This window comes from Arthrobacter methylotrophus (genome assembly GCF_039539965.1).
In the GTDB taxonomy this organism is placed as follows: Bacteria; Actinomycetota; Actinomycetes; order Actinomycetales; family Micrococcaceae; genus Arthrobacter; species Arthrobacter methylotrophus.
This window is the reverse complement of record NZ_BAABED010000001.1, coordinates 1,970,596-1,986,086: the sequence shown is the minus strand read 5'-3', so window position 1 is coordinate 1,986,086 and position 15,491 is coordinate 1,970,596. Positions and strand designations below refer to the sequence as shown.

17 protein-coding genes are annotated in these 15,491 nt (G+C 64.8%); 14 read left to right on the top strand and 3 right to left on the bottom strand.

The annotated features are described in order from the left end of the window. The first annotated feature begins 1 nt into the window (after position 1). Entirely contained in the window at positions 2–1,144 is a 1,143-nt protein-coding gene (locus ABD884_RS10575) for a type IV pilus twitching motility protein PilT (RefSeq protein ID WP_345045006.1), read from the top strand. 39 nt (positions 1,145–1,183) lie between these two features. Here the strand turns inward: ABD884_RS10575 and ABD884_RS10570 are convergent, their stop codons facing one another. Continuing rightward, complete coding sequence (locus ABD884_RS10570; RefSeq protein ID WP_345045002.1) at positions 1,184–1,966, bottom strand: hypothetical protein; 783 nt, start codon at positions 1,964–1,966, stop codon at positions 1,184–1,186. A gap of 77 nt (positions 1,967–2,043) precedes the next feature. Here ABD884_RS10570 and ABD884_RS10565 point away from each other — a divergent pair, with 77 nt between their 5' ends. After that, the gene (locus tag ABD884_RS10565) at positions 2,044–2,724 is read left to right on the top strand and encodes a prepilin peptidase (RefSeq protein ID WP_345044990.1); all 681 of its coding nucleotides are present in this window, start codon (positions 2,044–2,046) and stop codon (positions 2,722–2,724) included. A 64-nt stretch (positions 2,725–2,788) separates the two neighbouring features. Here ABD884_RS10565 and ABD884_RS10560 read toward each other — a convergent pair whose 3' ends face one another. Further along, positions 2,789–2,950: a hypothetical protein gene (locus tag ABD884_RS10560; protein ID WP_345044981.1), complete on the bottom strand. Its 162-nt coding sequence runs from the start codon at positions 2,948–2,950 to the stop codon at positions 2,789–2,791. Positions 2,951–3,081: 131 nt separating this feature from the next. Then, positions 3,082–3,489 carry a hypothetical protein gene (locus ABD884_RS10555; RefSeq protein WP_345044976.1) on the bottom strand — a complete coding sequence of 136 codons (408 nt, stop codon included), beginning with the start codon at positions 3,487–3,489 and terminating at the stop codon, positions 3,082–3,084. Positions 3,490–3,592: 103 nt separating this feature from the next. Between ABD884_RS10555 and ABD884_RS10550 the strand changes: the two genes are divergently transcribed. The 12 genes from ABD884_RS10550 to ABD884_RS10495 all read left to right on the top strand — a co-directional run bounded on the left by ABD884_RS10550 (position 3,593) and on the right by ABD884_RS10495 (position 15,473). Then, on the top strand, positions 3,593–3,814 hold the full coding sequence (locus tag ABD884_RS10550; protein WP_345044973.1) for a hypothetical protein: 222 nt from the start codon (positions 3,593–3,595) through the stop codon (positions 3,812–3,814). 95 nt (positions 3,815–3,909) lie between these two features. Next, positions 3,910–4,827: a hypothetical protein gene (locus tag ABD884_RS10545; protein ID WP_345044966.1), complete on the top strand. Its 918-nt coding sequence runs from the start codon at positions 3,910–3,912 to the stop codon at positions 4,825–4,827. A gap of 39 nt (positions 4,828–4,866) precedes the next feature. Beyond that, positions 4,867–5,703, top strand: a complete 837-nt coding sequence (locus ABD884_RS10540) for a hypothetical protein (protein WP_345044960.1) — start codon at positions 4,867–4,869, stop codon at positions 5,701–5,703. A gap of 229 nt (positions 5,704–5,932) precedes the next feature. After that, positions 5,933–6,781: a hypothetical protein gene (locus ABD884_RS10535; RefSeq protein ID WP_345044956.1), complete on the top strand. Its 849-nt coding sequence runs from the start codon at positions 5,933–5,935 to the stop codon at positions 6,779–6,781. After that, positions 6,774–8,069, top strand: a complete 1,296-nt coding sequence (locus ABD884_RS10530; RefSeq protein ID WP_345044953.1) for a GspE/PulE family protein — start codon at positions 6,774–6,776, stop codon at positions 8,067–8,069. Before ABD884_RS10535 ends, ABD884_RS10530 begins: the two co-directional genes overlap by 8 nt. Next, positions 8,062–9,312: a type IV pilus twitching motility protein PilT gene (locus tag ABD884_RS10525; protein ID WP_345044944.1), complete on the top strand. Its 1,251-nt coding sequence runs from the start codon at positions 8,062–8,064 to the stop codon at positions 9,310–9,312. Before ABD884_RS10530 ends, ABD884_RS10525 begins: the two co-directional genes overlap by 8 nt. Next, entirely contained in the window at positions 9,309–10,670 is a 1,362-nt protein-coding gene (locus ABD884_RS10520; RefSeq protein WP_345044937.1) for a type II secretion system F family protein, read from the top strand. Before ABD884_RS10525 ends, ABD884_RS10520 begins: the two co-directional genes overlap by 4 nt. A 69-nt stretch (positions 10,671–10,739) precedes the next feature. Further along, complete coding sequence (locus tag ABD884_RS10515; protein ID WP_345044928.1) at positions 10,740–11,474, top strand: A24 family peptidase; 735 nt, start codon at positions 10,740–10,742, stop codon at positions 11,472–11,474. 179 nt (positions 11,475–11,653) lie between these two features. Further along, positions 11,654–12,157, top strand: a complete 504-nt coding sequence (locus ABD884_RS10510) for a hypothetical protein (protein ID WP_345044925.1) — start codon at positions 11,654–11,656, stop codon at positions 12,155–12,157. A gap of 212 nt (positions 12,158–12,369) precedes the next feature. Then, positions 12,370–12,888, top strand: coding sequence for a hypothetical protein (locus tag ABD884_RS10505; protein ID WP_345044920.1), 519 nt, complete (start codon positions 12,370–12,372; stop codon positions 12,886–12,888). A 135-nt stretch (positions 12,889–13,023) separates the two neighbouring features. Beyond that, positions 13,024–13,755: a hypothetical protein gene (locus tag ABD884_RS10500; RefSeq protein WP_345044915.1), complete on the top strand. Its 732-nt coding sequence runs from the start codon at positions 13,024–13,026 to the stop codon at positions 13,753–13,755. Next, entirely contained in the window at positions 13,752–15,473 is a 1,722-nt protein-coding gene (locus ABD884_RS10495) for an RCC1 domain-containing protein (protein ID WP_345044911.1), read from the top strand. The genes ABD884_RS10500 and ABD884_RS10495 overlap by 4 nt, the downstream gene beginning before the upstream one ends. The last annotated feature ends 18 nt before the right edge of the window (positions 15,474–15,491 follow it).

Genomic DNA, 15,491 nt, shown 5'->3' with positions numbered 1-15,491 from the left:
CATGACAGCAACAGCCATCGCACCCGCACTTCCAGCAGCACCCGAGGCGCCCACGGTCGTCAAGACCTCCAATGCCGTGGACTCACTGCTGTACCGGACGCTGGACATGAAAGGCTCCGACCTTCACCTGGTCGCCGGCACCACCCCGTGGGTCAGCGTCCACGGCGAGACGGTCAGGATGGACGGCCTGTCCCGGGAACTGGACGCTGAAACGCTGCGCCGGGCCCTGCGCCAGATGGTCACCGAGGAGGAATGGAAACAGTTCTGGGCGGAGAAGCGACTGGACTTCTCCTACCAAACCGAACGGTCCAACTTCCGCGGACACTTCGCCGTCGCCGGTGGAGAACCCATGGCCGTCTTCAGGACGATTCCGTCCGTCGTTCCGGACTTCGATGACCTGGGCCTGCCGGAGATCATCCGGTCCTTCATCGACGACGAGGGCGGGCTCTACCTTTTCATCGGTGTCACCGGGTCCGGCAAGTCCAGTTCGCTGGCGGCCCTGATCAAGCTGGCCAAGGAAAAATACGCCAAGAAGATCATCACCATCGAGGCGCCGATCGAATACCGGCACACCCACGGCAAGTCCCTGGTCGTCCAGCGCGAGGTCGGCAAGGGCCGCGACGTGGACTCCTTCGCCATCGGAGTGGAGGATGCGCTGCGTGAAAACCCGGACATCATCCTGGTCGGCGAAATGCGCGACCCGGCGACCATGTCCGCCGCGCTGTCCGCGACAAGCTCCGGACACCTGGTGTTCTCCACGCTGCACGCCGGCTCCACCGCCGATGCCCCGGCACGCATCCTCGAGGCCATGCCGGCCGACCGCGTCGCCGACACCCGTGCGCAATTGGCCCGCTCCCTGAAAGGGGTCGTCTACCAGAAGTTGCTCCCGAAGAAGGGCGGCGGGGGCAGAGTCGTGGCCACCGAGGTCCTCATGATGAACCAGGCGATCTCGAACATGATCAAGAACAACAACACCGAGGGTATCGCCGGACAACTGTTGAGCAAAGATTCCGGGTCGATCCCCTTCGAGGTGTCCCTGGTGAACCTCGTCCTGGACGGCGTCATCAACGAGAGCACGGCGCTGGACGCGGAACTGCGGAACGGTTCGTACCTGCGCCAGAAAGAGGCCGGACGCCGAAACTAACGCAGAATCCCCCGCCCGGTTGACGGGCGGGGTGAAGTCCTAAGACAAGAAGGAGATGGGTTCCCAATGGATCGGAGTGTTGGTGAGGTTGGCCGCATCGTGGACCCGGCGCACGCGCCGCACGGCCTCGGCCATTCCCTCCGGAACGGATTCATCGCCGAATGCGTCTTCTGCCAGGAGCAATCCGGTCCGCAGTGCAGCGAGGCGGGTGTCGCCGATGGCTGCGGCTTCGGCCCCGTAATGGGCGGCCACACTGGACTGGTCGGCGGCATGTGCGCTGCGCTGAGCCGCCTGGTAGTCACCGGCGGCATGGAGCCGGTCGGCAAGAACCGCGAGCCGGGCAGCGCGCATACCCTCTGCGGAGGCGAATGCCTCGAGTTGACGACCGGCAAGCAGTCCGGGGGCGAAGGCATCCGCCTCAACCGGATCCAGCGGAGCATCACCGAGGTCTACAGGGGGCAGAGCAGCTCCCACGGTTCCGGCGATACCCCAACTGTCCAGACCTTTGAGGAGCTGCTGGCGGAAGGCGCGCGCCACGGCGGAAAGCCCGGTATCCGGCAGCTCCAGGGCTTTGAGCGGTCCGAGGTCCAGCAGCGCGTCGGGGGTCTTGGCCATCTCGTCGCTGATCACCAGCGAGTCGGCGGCAAGCTGGGCATTCAGGGCATCCCACCCGCGGCCTTCGAGGGCTTTTCGGCCGGCAATTCTGTAGAGGGTCTCCGCGGTGGCATTGCCCATGGTCGCTGCAGCTCTTCTCTTGCCGGCTCGTGGGCCGGCGATCATCGGGCCGGTACGGACACCGGCAAATTTAGTGTAACAGTTCATGTTTTTAGCGCCAACGCATCAAGGCCACTTTATGCCTTGTTGGACGCCATCCAGACAACGATCTCCAAGGAGCTCCATTGACGATCCAGATCACCCCCGCGGGGACCCCGATGCCCGATGCCCTGGCGGCAGAGGACGTCGAAATCATTCCCGACATCGACGAGCCCTGGCTGCCGGCCATCATGTCGGTGGAAACCGGCATGCCCACCGCCGCGGCGGCACTCGGCACGGGCATGCTCGGGGTGTGGGTGAATTCCGGCCGAGGCCCGCTCGAGGCCATCATGATCGGTCTGCTCGCCGCCGTCCTGGTCATCCTGGCCGTCATCGACTGGAAGATCCTCCGGCTGCCCGATCCCATCGTGCTGCCGATGTACCCGGTTTTCGGCCTGGCAGTCACCGGCGGAGTGCTCACCGGCGCCATCACGGGAACGGCCGCCCTGACCGCTGTCATCTCGATGGCCGGGACGGTCGTGATCCTGTGGCTGGTCGCCTTCTTCACCGGAGGCCTCGGGTTCGGGGACGTAAAGCTCGGTGGCATCCTCGCCCTGGTCTGCGGACTCCAGAGCGGATACGCCGCCGCGCTCGGGGCGCTGATCCTGCCTATGGTCCTGGGCGGGGTGGTGGCACTGCCGCTGCTCTTCCTCGGACGGCGCAAGCATGAGTTCGCCTTCGGCCCTTACATGGTCGCCGGCGCCCTGCTGATCCTGCTCCTGCCGGATGTCATCGAACCCATCAGCCGAGGCGCGTGGATGCACTGACGGCAGAGACGTGAAAAAGCCCCGCCCGGGTTCGTACCAGGGCGGGGCTTTCTGTCGGGGCGGGTCAGCCCTTCTTGATCTGCGTGACGCCTGTCTGCACGGGCGAGAAGTCGATGACGCCCGTTACGGACAAGGCCATCAGGACGAGGGCGACGCCCAGGACGACGCCGAGGACGATGCGGCTCTTGGTGGACGTGTTGGCCCATTCACTGCGAAGGCGATCCATGGATTCTCCAATGTTCAGAGGACCGACATTGGGTGCCGGACCTGATGTGTTTTGCAAAACGCTTACCGGTTATCAGCACGAACCGATGCGGTGCATGCCTCTGCCAAGGAACATGCGTAGACGCGGGAGAGTCAGCCGTCTGCCGGTTGCACCGGCTGCCCGTCGCAGACCACCGTCGACGGAAGGTTCACCGTGCACTGGACGTTTTTCCCGTTCACGATGGCCGCAAACAGCACACCTTCCTTCACGCCCTGTTCGGAAATGGCTGACTGGACGCCGTAGTTTTTGGCCAGGGCCGCCCAGACGGCCGTGTTGTAGTTCCGATCATGGCTGGCGAGGATGTTCACAAGGAACGCAGCAGTCACGACACCCAGCAGCGCCGCCGTGACGGCAACAACCAGGGTCCGCCGCCATATGTTGGTCCCCCGGTCCGAGCGCGCCGTTCCTCGTCCTGCCAGGAACGAGGCGTAGAAAAAGACCCCGGCGGCGGCCACCAGGATGGCTGCGATCGGGAAGACCGGGACCGGTGCCGGGATCATGCCCGCACCTCGTGGGATTCCTGCTTCATGGCCTGCTCTATGCGCCCCGGCCGCCGGCGGGCGTTTCCGGGCGGCCGCCGGTCTCTCACGTAGCGTTGACGCCATGGCATCCACGACCCGTTCAAACGCGCCCGCGCCCGATCTCATCCTCGACGAAGCGATGCTCGCCGTGGAGCTGGAACTGATGCGGACCCCGGCGATGGCCCGGCTGAACGGTGCACGACGCAAGGAGATCTCCCGCGGCATCCTTGAGGCGCTGAACACCCAGGGAGTCATCACCGGCATCCCGGCTTTGGAACATCAAGCGCAGCTCCAAGCCGCCTGACCGGGAAGCGCCCCGCTGAGCGAACCGACTTGTCGTCAAAATGTCGGCGACATACAGTAAGTGGGTACTTTACCGAAACAGGGGCAGGGGCCGTCGTGGCAAGACCGAAAGACCACCTCCCCATGCCGCCGGCACAGGTGAAAATCCTTGCTGCCGCGTTCGTCGAGTTCCGCAAAGCCCTGGACCCGCACGACCCGTGGACGAACAGCCGCCTCGCAACGGTCATCAAAGCCGCTGACGCCGCCGGCTGGTCCCGCCGCACCACCTCGACGGCACTCGGCATCTCCCGGGAGCGCACGCAGAAAATCGCAAATTTCCCCGCCGCCACCGTCTACCGGATGACCCAGCACGTGCTCGGGGCCCCGTTCCCGGCGGCCGCCGTCTCCGCCTTCCGCAAGCACGAGGACGAGGTCAGCCTCCGGCGGATACGCACCGAGCGGGCCCTGATTGCCACAATCCGCGCAGCCCACCATGACGCAGGCTGGCCCTACAACACCCTGGGTGCCCTACTCGGCACCAGCGGGGAACGGCTGCGCCAGATCGCCGAGATCAACCTGGACATCGACGACGAACCTGCCCCGGCCTTCGACGCCTTCACCCGTGTTCTCAAGGCACGCAAGGAGCCCATCCGTTCCGTCCGGGTCCTGGACGAAACGGAAGTTCAGTGGTTACGCGAGCTGGCGGACCAGGCGCGGAAGGCGACAAAGGCCGTCGGCAAGCGGCTGGGCCCCTCCCCCAGCCCTGAACAGCGCCGCGCCCTGGAGGTTTCTCTCGAGGACCGGCTCGCCTCCGAAGAACTCAGCGCCCTGCTGATCCGGCTCAAGAAGAATCATGTCTCGTGGCCGGACCTGGATGCCGCCTGCGGGTACAAGCCCGGCGGCGCCCGAGCGCGCGCACTGCGCCACGGCTACTCGCAGACGCCTCCCAGCATGGCCCCGTACACGCCCACTCCCCTGCCGGGCGGACCCAAGCCGGATCCCGTCTCTCAGTTGACAGATTCCGCCAGCGTGTAACGTGTCTGTCACCATGCCCTGCAGAGAAAGGTGACAGCCATGGTTCCGACACACACGGCAGCCGATCCGTGGGCACAACTTGCTGAACTCCACAACAAAGCCAGCGAAGACGGCGCGGGCCGCATTCTTTTCGGTGCCGCGCTGCGGGACTTCCACGAGGCCGGCTGGACCTACCGGCAGCTGGGAACGGCCAACGGTGTATCCCACGAATACATCCGGCTCGCGATCCTGGGCCTTCCGGATGATGCCCCACGGTCCGCAGGCATTGACGTCCCTGCCAGGCCCAGACGCCTGGATGCCATCCCGATCCGCGAAGTGGACCCGGAGGTGACCCATGTCCTGAAAGACAGGCTCGCGGCGGCCGTGGAAGCCGACCCTTCAGCAAGGACCCCATCGGGGGTCAAACCCGCCGTCGCAGATTACTTCGCGGCGTTGCACGGCGCTTCGCAGGCCGGATGGGACGCCTACTCCCTCGCGCGCGCCCTCGGATCGCACCCCAAGGCCATCTTCAAATTCATCGCTCAGCATGACCGCTACGGGGAGGGGCAGGCGCCCAGCCTCCCCACTGCCCTGCACCGGTACGAACAGACCCTCTGGAGAGCGAGCCGGCCATCCCTGCCGCTGGTTCAAGTACCCGCCGAGGACGTTCAGGAGCTGCAGCGACTTGAGGTGGAAGCCTTCGCCGATGCTGCCACCAGCACCGGACCGATCAACCGCTATTTGACCATGCTGGGCGCCTGGTACCTGCTGGGAGCGAACCGGGACGAGTTGCAACGCGCCACAGGGCAGAACTGGGAAACCGTCCGCAAGCGACTGGTCCGCGGCGGTTTCATGGCAGGCCAGCCCAGGGCTGCGCAGCAGAACAGCACGGACTAATACCACCGGATCCCGGTCGGAGCCTTACGGCACCGGCCGGGATTTTTCATGCCCGAAAACAGTCGGGAACAGGTCGCCGCCTCCGACGAAGGCCCGTCAACCGGGACGGCGCATAGGGAGATCTGTAAGCCAACCATCAGGGGCCTTCGGGCCGGAGCTTCCGCACTTAGAAGGCATGGGCCGCGCAAATTTAGTTGCCGCCGGGCGCCATTAGGTCGGAAATCTACGCATGTTCCTTGATGGGCCGGGGGGTGGCCGCAAATGTCACTTCGCTGAAGGGAACGAATTGCCCGTCCTGACCACACCGGACATCCCGGAGCATGCCTCCGGCGAATCTTCGGAGCTGCTGCAGGTCCTGGCGTCCATGCCGATGGCCGACCCCGAGTACGGCACCTGGTGGGACACGGACACTGGCCGCTGGCTGTACGACGAGATCACCACCCGGATCGGCGCACCGCTGGCCGCATCGCTCCGGCACAAGTTCGGGGTCAGCTACGAACCCGCTGACGTCGCCAACACCGCGTTTACGGTACTCCGCCAGGACTTCGCGCACGCCTATATCCTGCGGGCTGATGACCCCTGGGCCTACCTCTCCCAGATGCTCAAACGTGAGATGCTCTCTACCGCCGGCGCCCACTTCCGGGTCGAGCTCACCGACGAGGCGCTCTTCGACTCCTCCATCCCTCCCGTGGAACAGGCAGCCGTGTCAGTCCATGAAGCCGCCGAGCTGACCTTCGAGGTGCTCGCCCCGACGGCACCGGAGCATCTGCGCGGCAGCCTCATGGACGCCATCCTCTATTTCGCTGAACTCGGCGGTGCCCGTCTGAGCCACCTGTACACCCACGCGACCTCGGACGCGGAACTCACCGGCCTCGGCCTGGTCCGCGAAGAGATCCTGGCGATCGCCAATGCCGTGCTGGGCAGCCGGCCCAACAACGGCCAGACCTCCCTGATCGCCGCGTTCCTGAACGACCCGACTTTTGACCCCCGCTCATCGATCCTGCACCGCCGGGCGCTGAACAAATTCCAGTCCCGCATGGCAGGCGCTGCAACCAAGCAGGAGGCACTCGTTGGCTAAACGAGCCATGGACCATCGCCGCACCTCGGAATTCCCGCGGCACCGGGCAGACTCCAAATATGCGGACCGCTCACTGCCCGTTGTGGCGTTGGCGGCCGATGAAACCGATGCCGCCGGCACCTCGCTGGAGCTTTCCGGGCCTGTCCTCGAATCCGCAGCCCCGGCCGCCGAGATCTCCCGGGACGAACTGCCGGAGGACTACTTCCAGGAAGAGCCGGACACCTCCACCTGGCTGGAGGAGACCGTCCAGCGCTGCATGGCCATGGGCGCCTCAGACCTCTTGTTGAACTTCGACAACACCAGCTTGAAGCTCGAAGCGTCGGCCCGTGTCGATGGCCGCATGCGGCCGGTTCACCGGGTCGAGGGCATCGAGGGCCGGATCATCATCGGCAAGTTCAAGTCGGCCGCGAAGCTGGCAACCGGAGGACGGTTCGCACCCGAAGAAACCATCTACATGGTCAACGTCAACGGTGAGCAGCGCAAAGCCCGCGTCGCCGCATTCCGTACCGCCGACGGCGGCGACGCCATCGTCATGCGTCTTCCCCCGTCCGGGGCGCTGCGCCGCCTCGAAGACCTGTCCTTCTCGCCGCTGAACCTGCAGCTGTTCTACGACCTGCTTGGGGCCGCGAACCGGATGATCATCATTGCCGGGCCCATGGGTTCGGGCAAGACCACTACCGCCCACGGCGCCCTCATGCATGTCGCCACCCCGACCCGGACCGTCTGGACCGTCGAGGACCCGGTGGAACGCACCTTGCCCGGGCTCATCCAGCTCGAAGTCGACGAAGACAACGGCGCCGGTTTCGACGCCTTGCTCCCGGCACTGGTCCGCTCCGACTACGACACGCTCTTCCTCGGCGAAATCCGTGATCAGGCCACCGCTGCCGCCGGCGTCCGCCAAGCCAAAGCCGGCCGCCAGGTGATCACGACCATCCACGCGAACAACAACGTCACCGCCCTGCTGCGGCTGATCGACCTTGCCGTGGACTCTCCGCTGTCCGTCATGGACTCCGTCAAAGGCGTCGTCTCCCAGCGCCTGATCGGCAAGCTGAACCCGGACTGGGACGGCAAATCCGAGATCGACAAGTACAAGGGCCGCGTCCCCATCCACGAAGTTCTGACCATCACGGACGAACTGACCGAAGCGATCATGACCAACCAGCCCCTGAGCCAACTCAGGGAACTGGCCGAAGACAACTCCATGAGCACCTTCGCTGCCGACGTCGAACGTCTGGTCATCGCGGGGATCACCGACGAAGAAGAAGCAAGGAGGGTCATCGGTGAATGATCTTTTGACCAGGCGGGAACAGCGCGCCTTCGAAACTGCAGCTGCCGCGCCGGCCGACACCCAGGTAACCCTTCCGGCGTTCGTGCCGCCACCTGCCCTCGCTGCACCTACAGGACCGTTGTTGATCAGCTCCTCGGTGCCGATTGCCCGTCTACACGCCCTGATCGACAACTGCGGAGACACGCGCGTCTCCGACATGCACATCCACCCGGGCAAGCCGGTCCGTCGGCTGCGCAGCGGCAAGCTTGTCAAGGACGAAGGCCCCGAAGGGATCTTCTCCGACGAGGACATCGATGCCTGGCTGATCGACGCCACCGAAGGCCGTCCCGCACCGCTGGAACCGCGCGGCCACGCATCCGTCGCCATGGCCACCGACAAGTACCGGGTCCGCGGAACCTTCCGTAAATCCCTCGCCGGGATCACCGTCACGTTCCGACTGATCCCCACGGTTATCCCGGACGCGGATGACGTCGGGGTCCCGCAGATCATCCAGGACCTGATCCACAAGGACTCCGGCCTGATCATCATGGAAGGGCCCACCGGCTCCGGAAAAACCACCGCGATCGCCGGACTCATCAAGAAGGTCAACACCGAGTACGACAAGCACATCTACATGGTCGAGGACCCCACCGAATTCGTGCACGAGGAAATCGGCTCAACCTCCATCATCCAGCGCCAGATCGGCTCCCACGCCCTGGACTACCCGACGGCAATCGAGGATGCCCTCCGGTCCAAGCCGAATGTCATCGTGATCGGCGAGCTGCTCAACGCGGCGACCGCGAAAGCCGCCCTGCACGCAGCCACGACCGGGCACCTGGTCATCACCACCGCCCACGCCGGCTCCATCACCGAGGCCTTGGATTCCTTCATCGGACAGTTCACCGCCGACGAGCAACCCCAGGTCCGGTCCCGGCTCTCCCAGTCACTGCTGGCCATAATGGTCCAGAAGCTGGTTCCCGCCGTGGACGGACGGCTGCAGGCCGCCCGCGAGGTGCTGATCAACAACCTGAACTTCAGCGAGCTGATCCGCGACGAAAAGGCCCACATGATCCGCGGCCAGATCGACGGGGACAAGGTCAGCGGAAAACGAAGGAGCTTCACACTCGAGAGCAGCCTCCTCGAACTAGTGGAGAAAGGCAAAATCACCTGCGACGTGGCCATGGCCGCCGCGAAGGCACCTATGGATCTTGAGAAAGACCTGAAGAGGGCTGGCCTCTACGAAAAAATGGGGCTGGCAGCATGAGCGTGAACCTGGAAGAGCAGGCACCGGTCCCTGCGGACGTGTCCTTCGAAACCTTCACCGAGGCGCCCGCAGACGCCACTCCGGCGCGCCGCGGCTGGGGCTTCAAGAAAACCGCCCCTGCCGACCGGACGCTCGTCACGGAGCCGAAGCCTGCCAAGGCCAAAAAGGACAAGTCGGCCAAGGATTCCAAGGAAGCCAAAGCGGCGAAGAAAAAGGCTGAGAAGAAGGCCAAGAAGGGCGACCTGGGATTCGACGAGAACGGCGTCCCGCTCAAGAAGGCCGCCACGTTCGTCTGGTACAAGGGCAAGAAGTCCAAGCCCGAGACCATCGCCCGGTCCCTGCGCGCCCTGACCATGGTCCTGCGCGTCGGTGAATCCGAGGCCCGTGCCCTGGAGATCGTCGGCGAGCAATACCACAAGTTCGAGATCGGCCGCGCGTACGAGAACGCTGCCAAGACCATGCGCGAAGACGGCGCCGGCTTCAAACAGGCTCTCATGGCAGAAGAAGTCCTGCCCCGCACCGTCCGCGAGCTCATCGAAGCCTCCCACACCTCCACGGCGCTGCAGAAGAACCTCCAGGTGGCCGCCACGCTGGTCGGCGAATCGCAGAACGTAAAGAAGAAGCTGCTGATGAACCTCATCCAGCCCGGTTTCATGATGGCGATGTGCGTCGGCCTTCTGTTCGTGGCCGTGACAGCGATCATCCCCGGGTTCGTCGCCACCTTCGCCACCCTGGGCGCCAAGACACCTCCGATGACCCTGGTCATCCTTCAGGTCGCCGAGGTGGTCAAGTGGGTGCTCGGATGCCTGATCTTCCTCGTTCTGCTGTTCATGGGGTATTGGGTCACCCTGGGCCGCAAAAGCCAGAAGTTCAAGATCATGATGGACACCATCTCGATTCGCATCTGGGCGGTCGGTCCCATCGTTCAGCTGGCCGCGACGAGCAGGCTCTTCCAGCTGCTTTCCGCAAACCTGGACACCGGCATCGGTGAACCGGAATCCCTCAAGAGCGCCGCGAACGGCTGCGGCAACGAGGCCCTGAAACACCACTGCGTCACGCACGCCGAGAAAATGCTCAGCGACGGTGTGCCGTTGAAGGACTTCATCAAGACAAAGCTCGTCCCCGGCGATGCCCGGAACCTGCTCTCCTCGGCACCGTCCATCCGCCAGGAAATCGAAATCATGAACGAACTCGCCCCTGAATACCGGAACGAGGCGAACGTCCAGCTCGAGACCCTCTCCAAAACCCTGGACCCGATCATCAACTACATGGTCTACGGCGTCGCCGGCCTGCTCATCGTCGCCATCGTCCTGCCCATGTACGCCATTTACCCGGCCCTCATGAAAATGTCCGGCTAGATCCGGCTCCCCTCAAACTCTCCACCAGACACCCCCGGCACTGCCCGGACACTACAGATTGGATTCTCAATGACCACCGTTCTTGATCACACCGCCCCCATCGACGTCCTCCCCGAAACACCGATGGCTGAAGCACCCGTCAACGCGATCCCCGGCAACAGCCCTACATCGCCCACCCACGTCGATTCAGTAGACACGGTTCGCGGCAATCACGAAGCAGGCTTCAACGAAGACGGACTGCGTGAGCTGACCGGGCATGACTACCTGGTCTCCTCCGTATGGGGCATCGCCGGCGCGCTGGCCACCAGCGCCGTCTCCATCCTGTTCCTGCCCGTACACCTTCTGGCCCTCACCTTCATCCTCGGTGCAGGCCTCGGCGTGCTCGGCTACCTGGACCACTGCACCCAGCTGATCCGCAACAAGCACAACCTGGTCTTCGGCATCGCGGCCGCACTGATCCTGCTGGCTACCCAGGCCGTCACCGGCGGCGCCGTCCTCCTTCCGGCAGTGATCGCCGGTGCCGTCACCTTCGTTTTCATGCTGGCCCTGACCGTGTTCACCGGCTTCGCCGGCGGCGGCGACATCAAACTCTCCCCCATCCCGGCTGCCCTGCTCGCAGCCGTCTCCCCGATCGCTGCCCTGCTGTGGCTCCTGACCACCTTCGTCCTGTGCCTGGCCGGCATGATCACGGCACGCCTGGCAGGCAGCAAGCGCAAACACGTGGCCATGGCCCCGTTCATGGCAGTCGCCGCGGTCCTGGCCATCCTTGCCTACGGAATGCTCAGCAACACCCTGGGCATCTGACCCGCAGATCACCGGCGAAGGCGGCGTAGCTCCGGAGCGGTCCCGGAAATTTATCCAAGAAATCTGCCGATAATTGCGCGGCTGGGCACTTCTGTTTGTGAGCCCGAATGAAGAAGGTTCGGAGCCGGCCTCGAGGTGAGTCCGGCAGACAACAAGTTTCGCAACAGAATGGAATACCCGTGACTGCTTTCTCCCGCATCGAAGCTGCCAAGTCCACCGCGACGCTCCGCGTTTCGGATGCCTTCAAGAACGAGGCCGGCGCCTTTGACCTTCCCTCGATCCTCGTGGGCGTTGTCGTCGTCGGTATCCTGACCGCCGGTGTGCTCGCCTCGATCTTCGGTGTCATCCCCTTCGCCCAGGACAAGGGTGCACAGCAGGACCTCGGCTCCGTCGTGACCGCTGAAGGTGTGTTCAAGGCCCAGACGAACAACTACACGGACCTCGCCGGACTGCAGGCCCCTGCTGCCAACCCGGGCCAGGCCGGCAACCTCATCAGCTCCTCCATCACGTCCTCCAAGATGGACGTCGAGTCCGACCACGCAGGCCAGTTCGCGGCAGCAACCAAGTCGGGCTCCGGCAAGGTCTTCTACGTGACGGACGGAAACAGCAACCCGATCGACGCGTCGGTCACCGCACCGGCCGCCGGCAGCCTCGCAGCAACCGCGATCGGCAAGCTCGCCTAGTCTCCACCGCTGCGTTGAAGGGTCGTCCGGTCATCCGGGCGGCCCTTCTTTGTTGTTCCGGGCACCGGTGCAGAACGCCGCCAAAAAAACTCAAAGAAAACTCCCAGTTTTTGCGCGGGGCGGCACTTCTGTATGTGAGCCCGAAAGAAAAGGCTGACCGGGCAACACCGGGAAGCCGGCCTCACCCACTTCTTCACAGAAACGGAAATACCTTGACCCAGGCTTTCTCCCGCATCGAAGCTGCAAAGTCCACCGCCTCGCTCCGCGTTTCGGACGCGTTCAAGAACGAAGCCGGCGCCTTTGACCTGCCCTCCATCCTCGTCGGTGTGGTCGTCGTCGGCATCCTGACCGCCGGTGTGCTCGCCTCGATCTTCGGCGTCATCCCCTTCGCCCAGGACAAGGGCGCACAGCAGGACCTCGGCTCCATCACCACCGCTGAAGGCGTCTACAAGGCCCAGACCAACGGTTACACCAACCTCGCCGGCCTGCAGGCCCCGGCTCCGGCCGGCTCCGGCAAGGCAGGCAACCTGGTCAGCGCCTCCGTCACCGGCAAGGTGGACGTCGAGTCCAGCGCCGTGGGCACGTTCTCCGCCGCGACGAAGTCCGGCTCGGGCAAGGTCTTCTACATCACGGACCAGAACACCAACCCGACCCAGATCGACCCGACCAACGCTCCGGCAATGTCCGCACTCAGCACGGACGCCCAGGCTGCAGTCAACGCCGTCAAGTAGTCCCCTGCACCACCGATGGGCCGTCCGGAATGTTCCGGGCGGCCCATCTTGCTTCCACCGGGGAGTTCCTCCCCTGCTGCCGCACACATATCCACCATGTCCCATCAAGCCGAACCCCGTCGTGAAAGGAGCGCCGTGAAGCGAGGAACACGCCTCCTCCGCTCACAGCGCGGCGACATGCTCCTGGACTCGATGGCCGGGGTCGTGATCATCGTCATCATCCTGTTTGCGGCAGTCGGCATCATCGTCGCGGCCGCCATAGCGTCGGTCGGCAGCAGCCACAGTACAGCCCGCAGCATCCTGCTCAACAGCACGCTCAGCGACCAGAAGCCCGCACTGTCCTCCTTCACGGCAGCTCCCTCAACCGTCAACGGATCGGTCCAGGGAAAGAACGTCCCGGTCACCCTGTGGCGGGAGGACACCCCCGGCGGCACAGTCATCCTGCACGGTGCCGTTCCGCGGAACGCCGACGTCGCCGACACCGCCTGCGCCGATCCCACCCATCTTGACCCCGACCAGTGCCTGACCTCGCAGACATCCGCAACCACCGTCAAAGCCGGAGTAGCCCTGACCCTTGTCCCCCTGCAACCCGGTGATGCGGGCGCCATGTACAAGCTCACCGTCCCGGCAGGTCAAACCGAGCTCCGATACGTTTTCAAGGTGACAGCAGTCACCGCCGACTCGAAACTCTCAATCATCAACAGCGATCATCCCGAAGTCTCCTTCGACGTCAGCATCCCGTCAGGCCAGGCCGGCTACTACTACGGGCGCATCCTGACCGACGCAGGCAGCCACCTGTCGCTCTCCTCCACCGGGCCGGCAACCTTCGACCCGGCCAGTTTCACGATCTACGAGGCCCCGAAATGATCCGAACCCTCAGCCGCCGGGCCCGCAACGCCCTCGCCCAGGAGAGAGGATCGCTCGTAGGGTCCTTCGTGTTCGTCCTGTTCGTTTCCATAGCCATGACGGCCATTGTCACCGCCGTCACCGCCTCGCTGACAGCATCCACCGCGATGAACAGCCTCACCTCAGCCAACGACGGCGCCAACCTCGGACTGAACTCCTACCTCGACTCCGCGATCCGGGCAGCCCCCTCCCCCGGCAACGTCTGCAGCGGCACCCAATGCGGGCAGGAAACCACAACGACAGACAGCAACGGTGTACACACCGTCACCCTCCAAGGCACCGACGACACCCGCGCCACCACGAACCGGATCCAGACCCTGCGCCAGGTAACAGCCACGATGATCAGCGGCTACGACTCCATGGGCAACCCCGTCTGGTCCAACCAGGCAGACACCACCCCGTACCGGTTCACGAATCTCGTCTCCCGCGGCAACTCCTCCTGCGCCATCGACCCCGACAAGGCCGCCTGGTGCTGGGGCGCCAACGACCAGGGCCAACTCGGCGATGGCAGCACCACCAACAAACCGGCGCCAGTCAAAGTCCAGGGCACCGCAAAATTTGTCTCCCTCGTCAGCGCCACCGGGAACACCTTCTGCGGGCTCGCCGACGACGGCAAGGCCTGGTGCTGGGGCAACAACACTTCAGGCCAGCTCGGGACAGGCGGCGGCGCCGTCGGAACCAACTCCACGGCACCGGTGAACCCGACCGGCAATCACAACTTCACGGCCCTGTTCCAGGGCTCCACGACGACGTGCGGCATCGACGGCGCCCAACAGGCCTGGTGCTGGGGAGCCAACCCCGGCAACGGGATACCCGGCCCCTCCCCCGATCCGGTGGCCGTCGCAGGCACCCACAACTTCACCGCCCTGACCCTGGACGCCAGCACCGCATGCGGCCTCGAATCCGGCGGAAAAGTCTTCTGCTGGACAACGACACCGACCGGACGCGCCGGCACCGATCCGGCTCCCGCGAATGGCACCCCGGTCGAAATCTCCGGCGGCCGGACCTACACCCAGGTTCGGGCCGCCAACGAGGACCGCACCGACGCGACCTCGCTGCTTTGCGCCCTCGACTCCGCTTCCCAGGCCTGGTGCTGGGGCACCAACGCTACCGGCCAGCTCGGAAACGGCACCACGACCGACTCCCTGACACCCGTGGCCGTCACCGGAGGCCACAGCTTCCAGGCCCTGATTCCCTCTCCGTCCGCTGTTTGCGGCATCGACACGGTCAACCACGTCTGGTGCTGGGGCGACAACTCCTCCGGACAACTCGGAATCGGCTCCACGACAGCCACGAAGGACCCCGCTGCCGTCGATCCCGGAACGAGCTATTCAACGGTCACCGCCGCGACCAGCAACGGGAAAACATTCTGCGCCCTAGCCACGGACGGCACCGCGAAATGCTGGGGAGAGAACGGCTTCTCACAGGCCCAGAGCGGCTCCACAACGCCAGTAACCTCACCGGCTCCGGTCGCCGGATTCAAACGTCTCAGAAGCCTCTCCACGGGCGCTGGATTCTCTTGTGTCACCGACGCCCGGAACGAAACCTCATGCTGGGGCCGCAACGACGACGGACAGACCGGCAGCGGGGCGCCCACGCCAGCCAGCCCGCCCCTCCCGGCGACCCGCAAGCCCGTCGCCCCATCCACCTTCACCGGATACCTGAAAGGCGGCAAATGATGCTGCGACGCGCCAGAG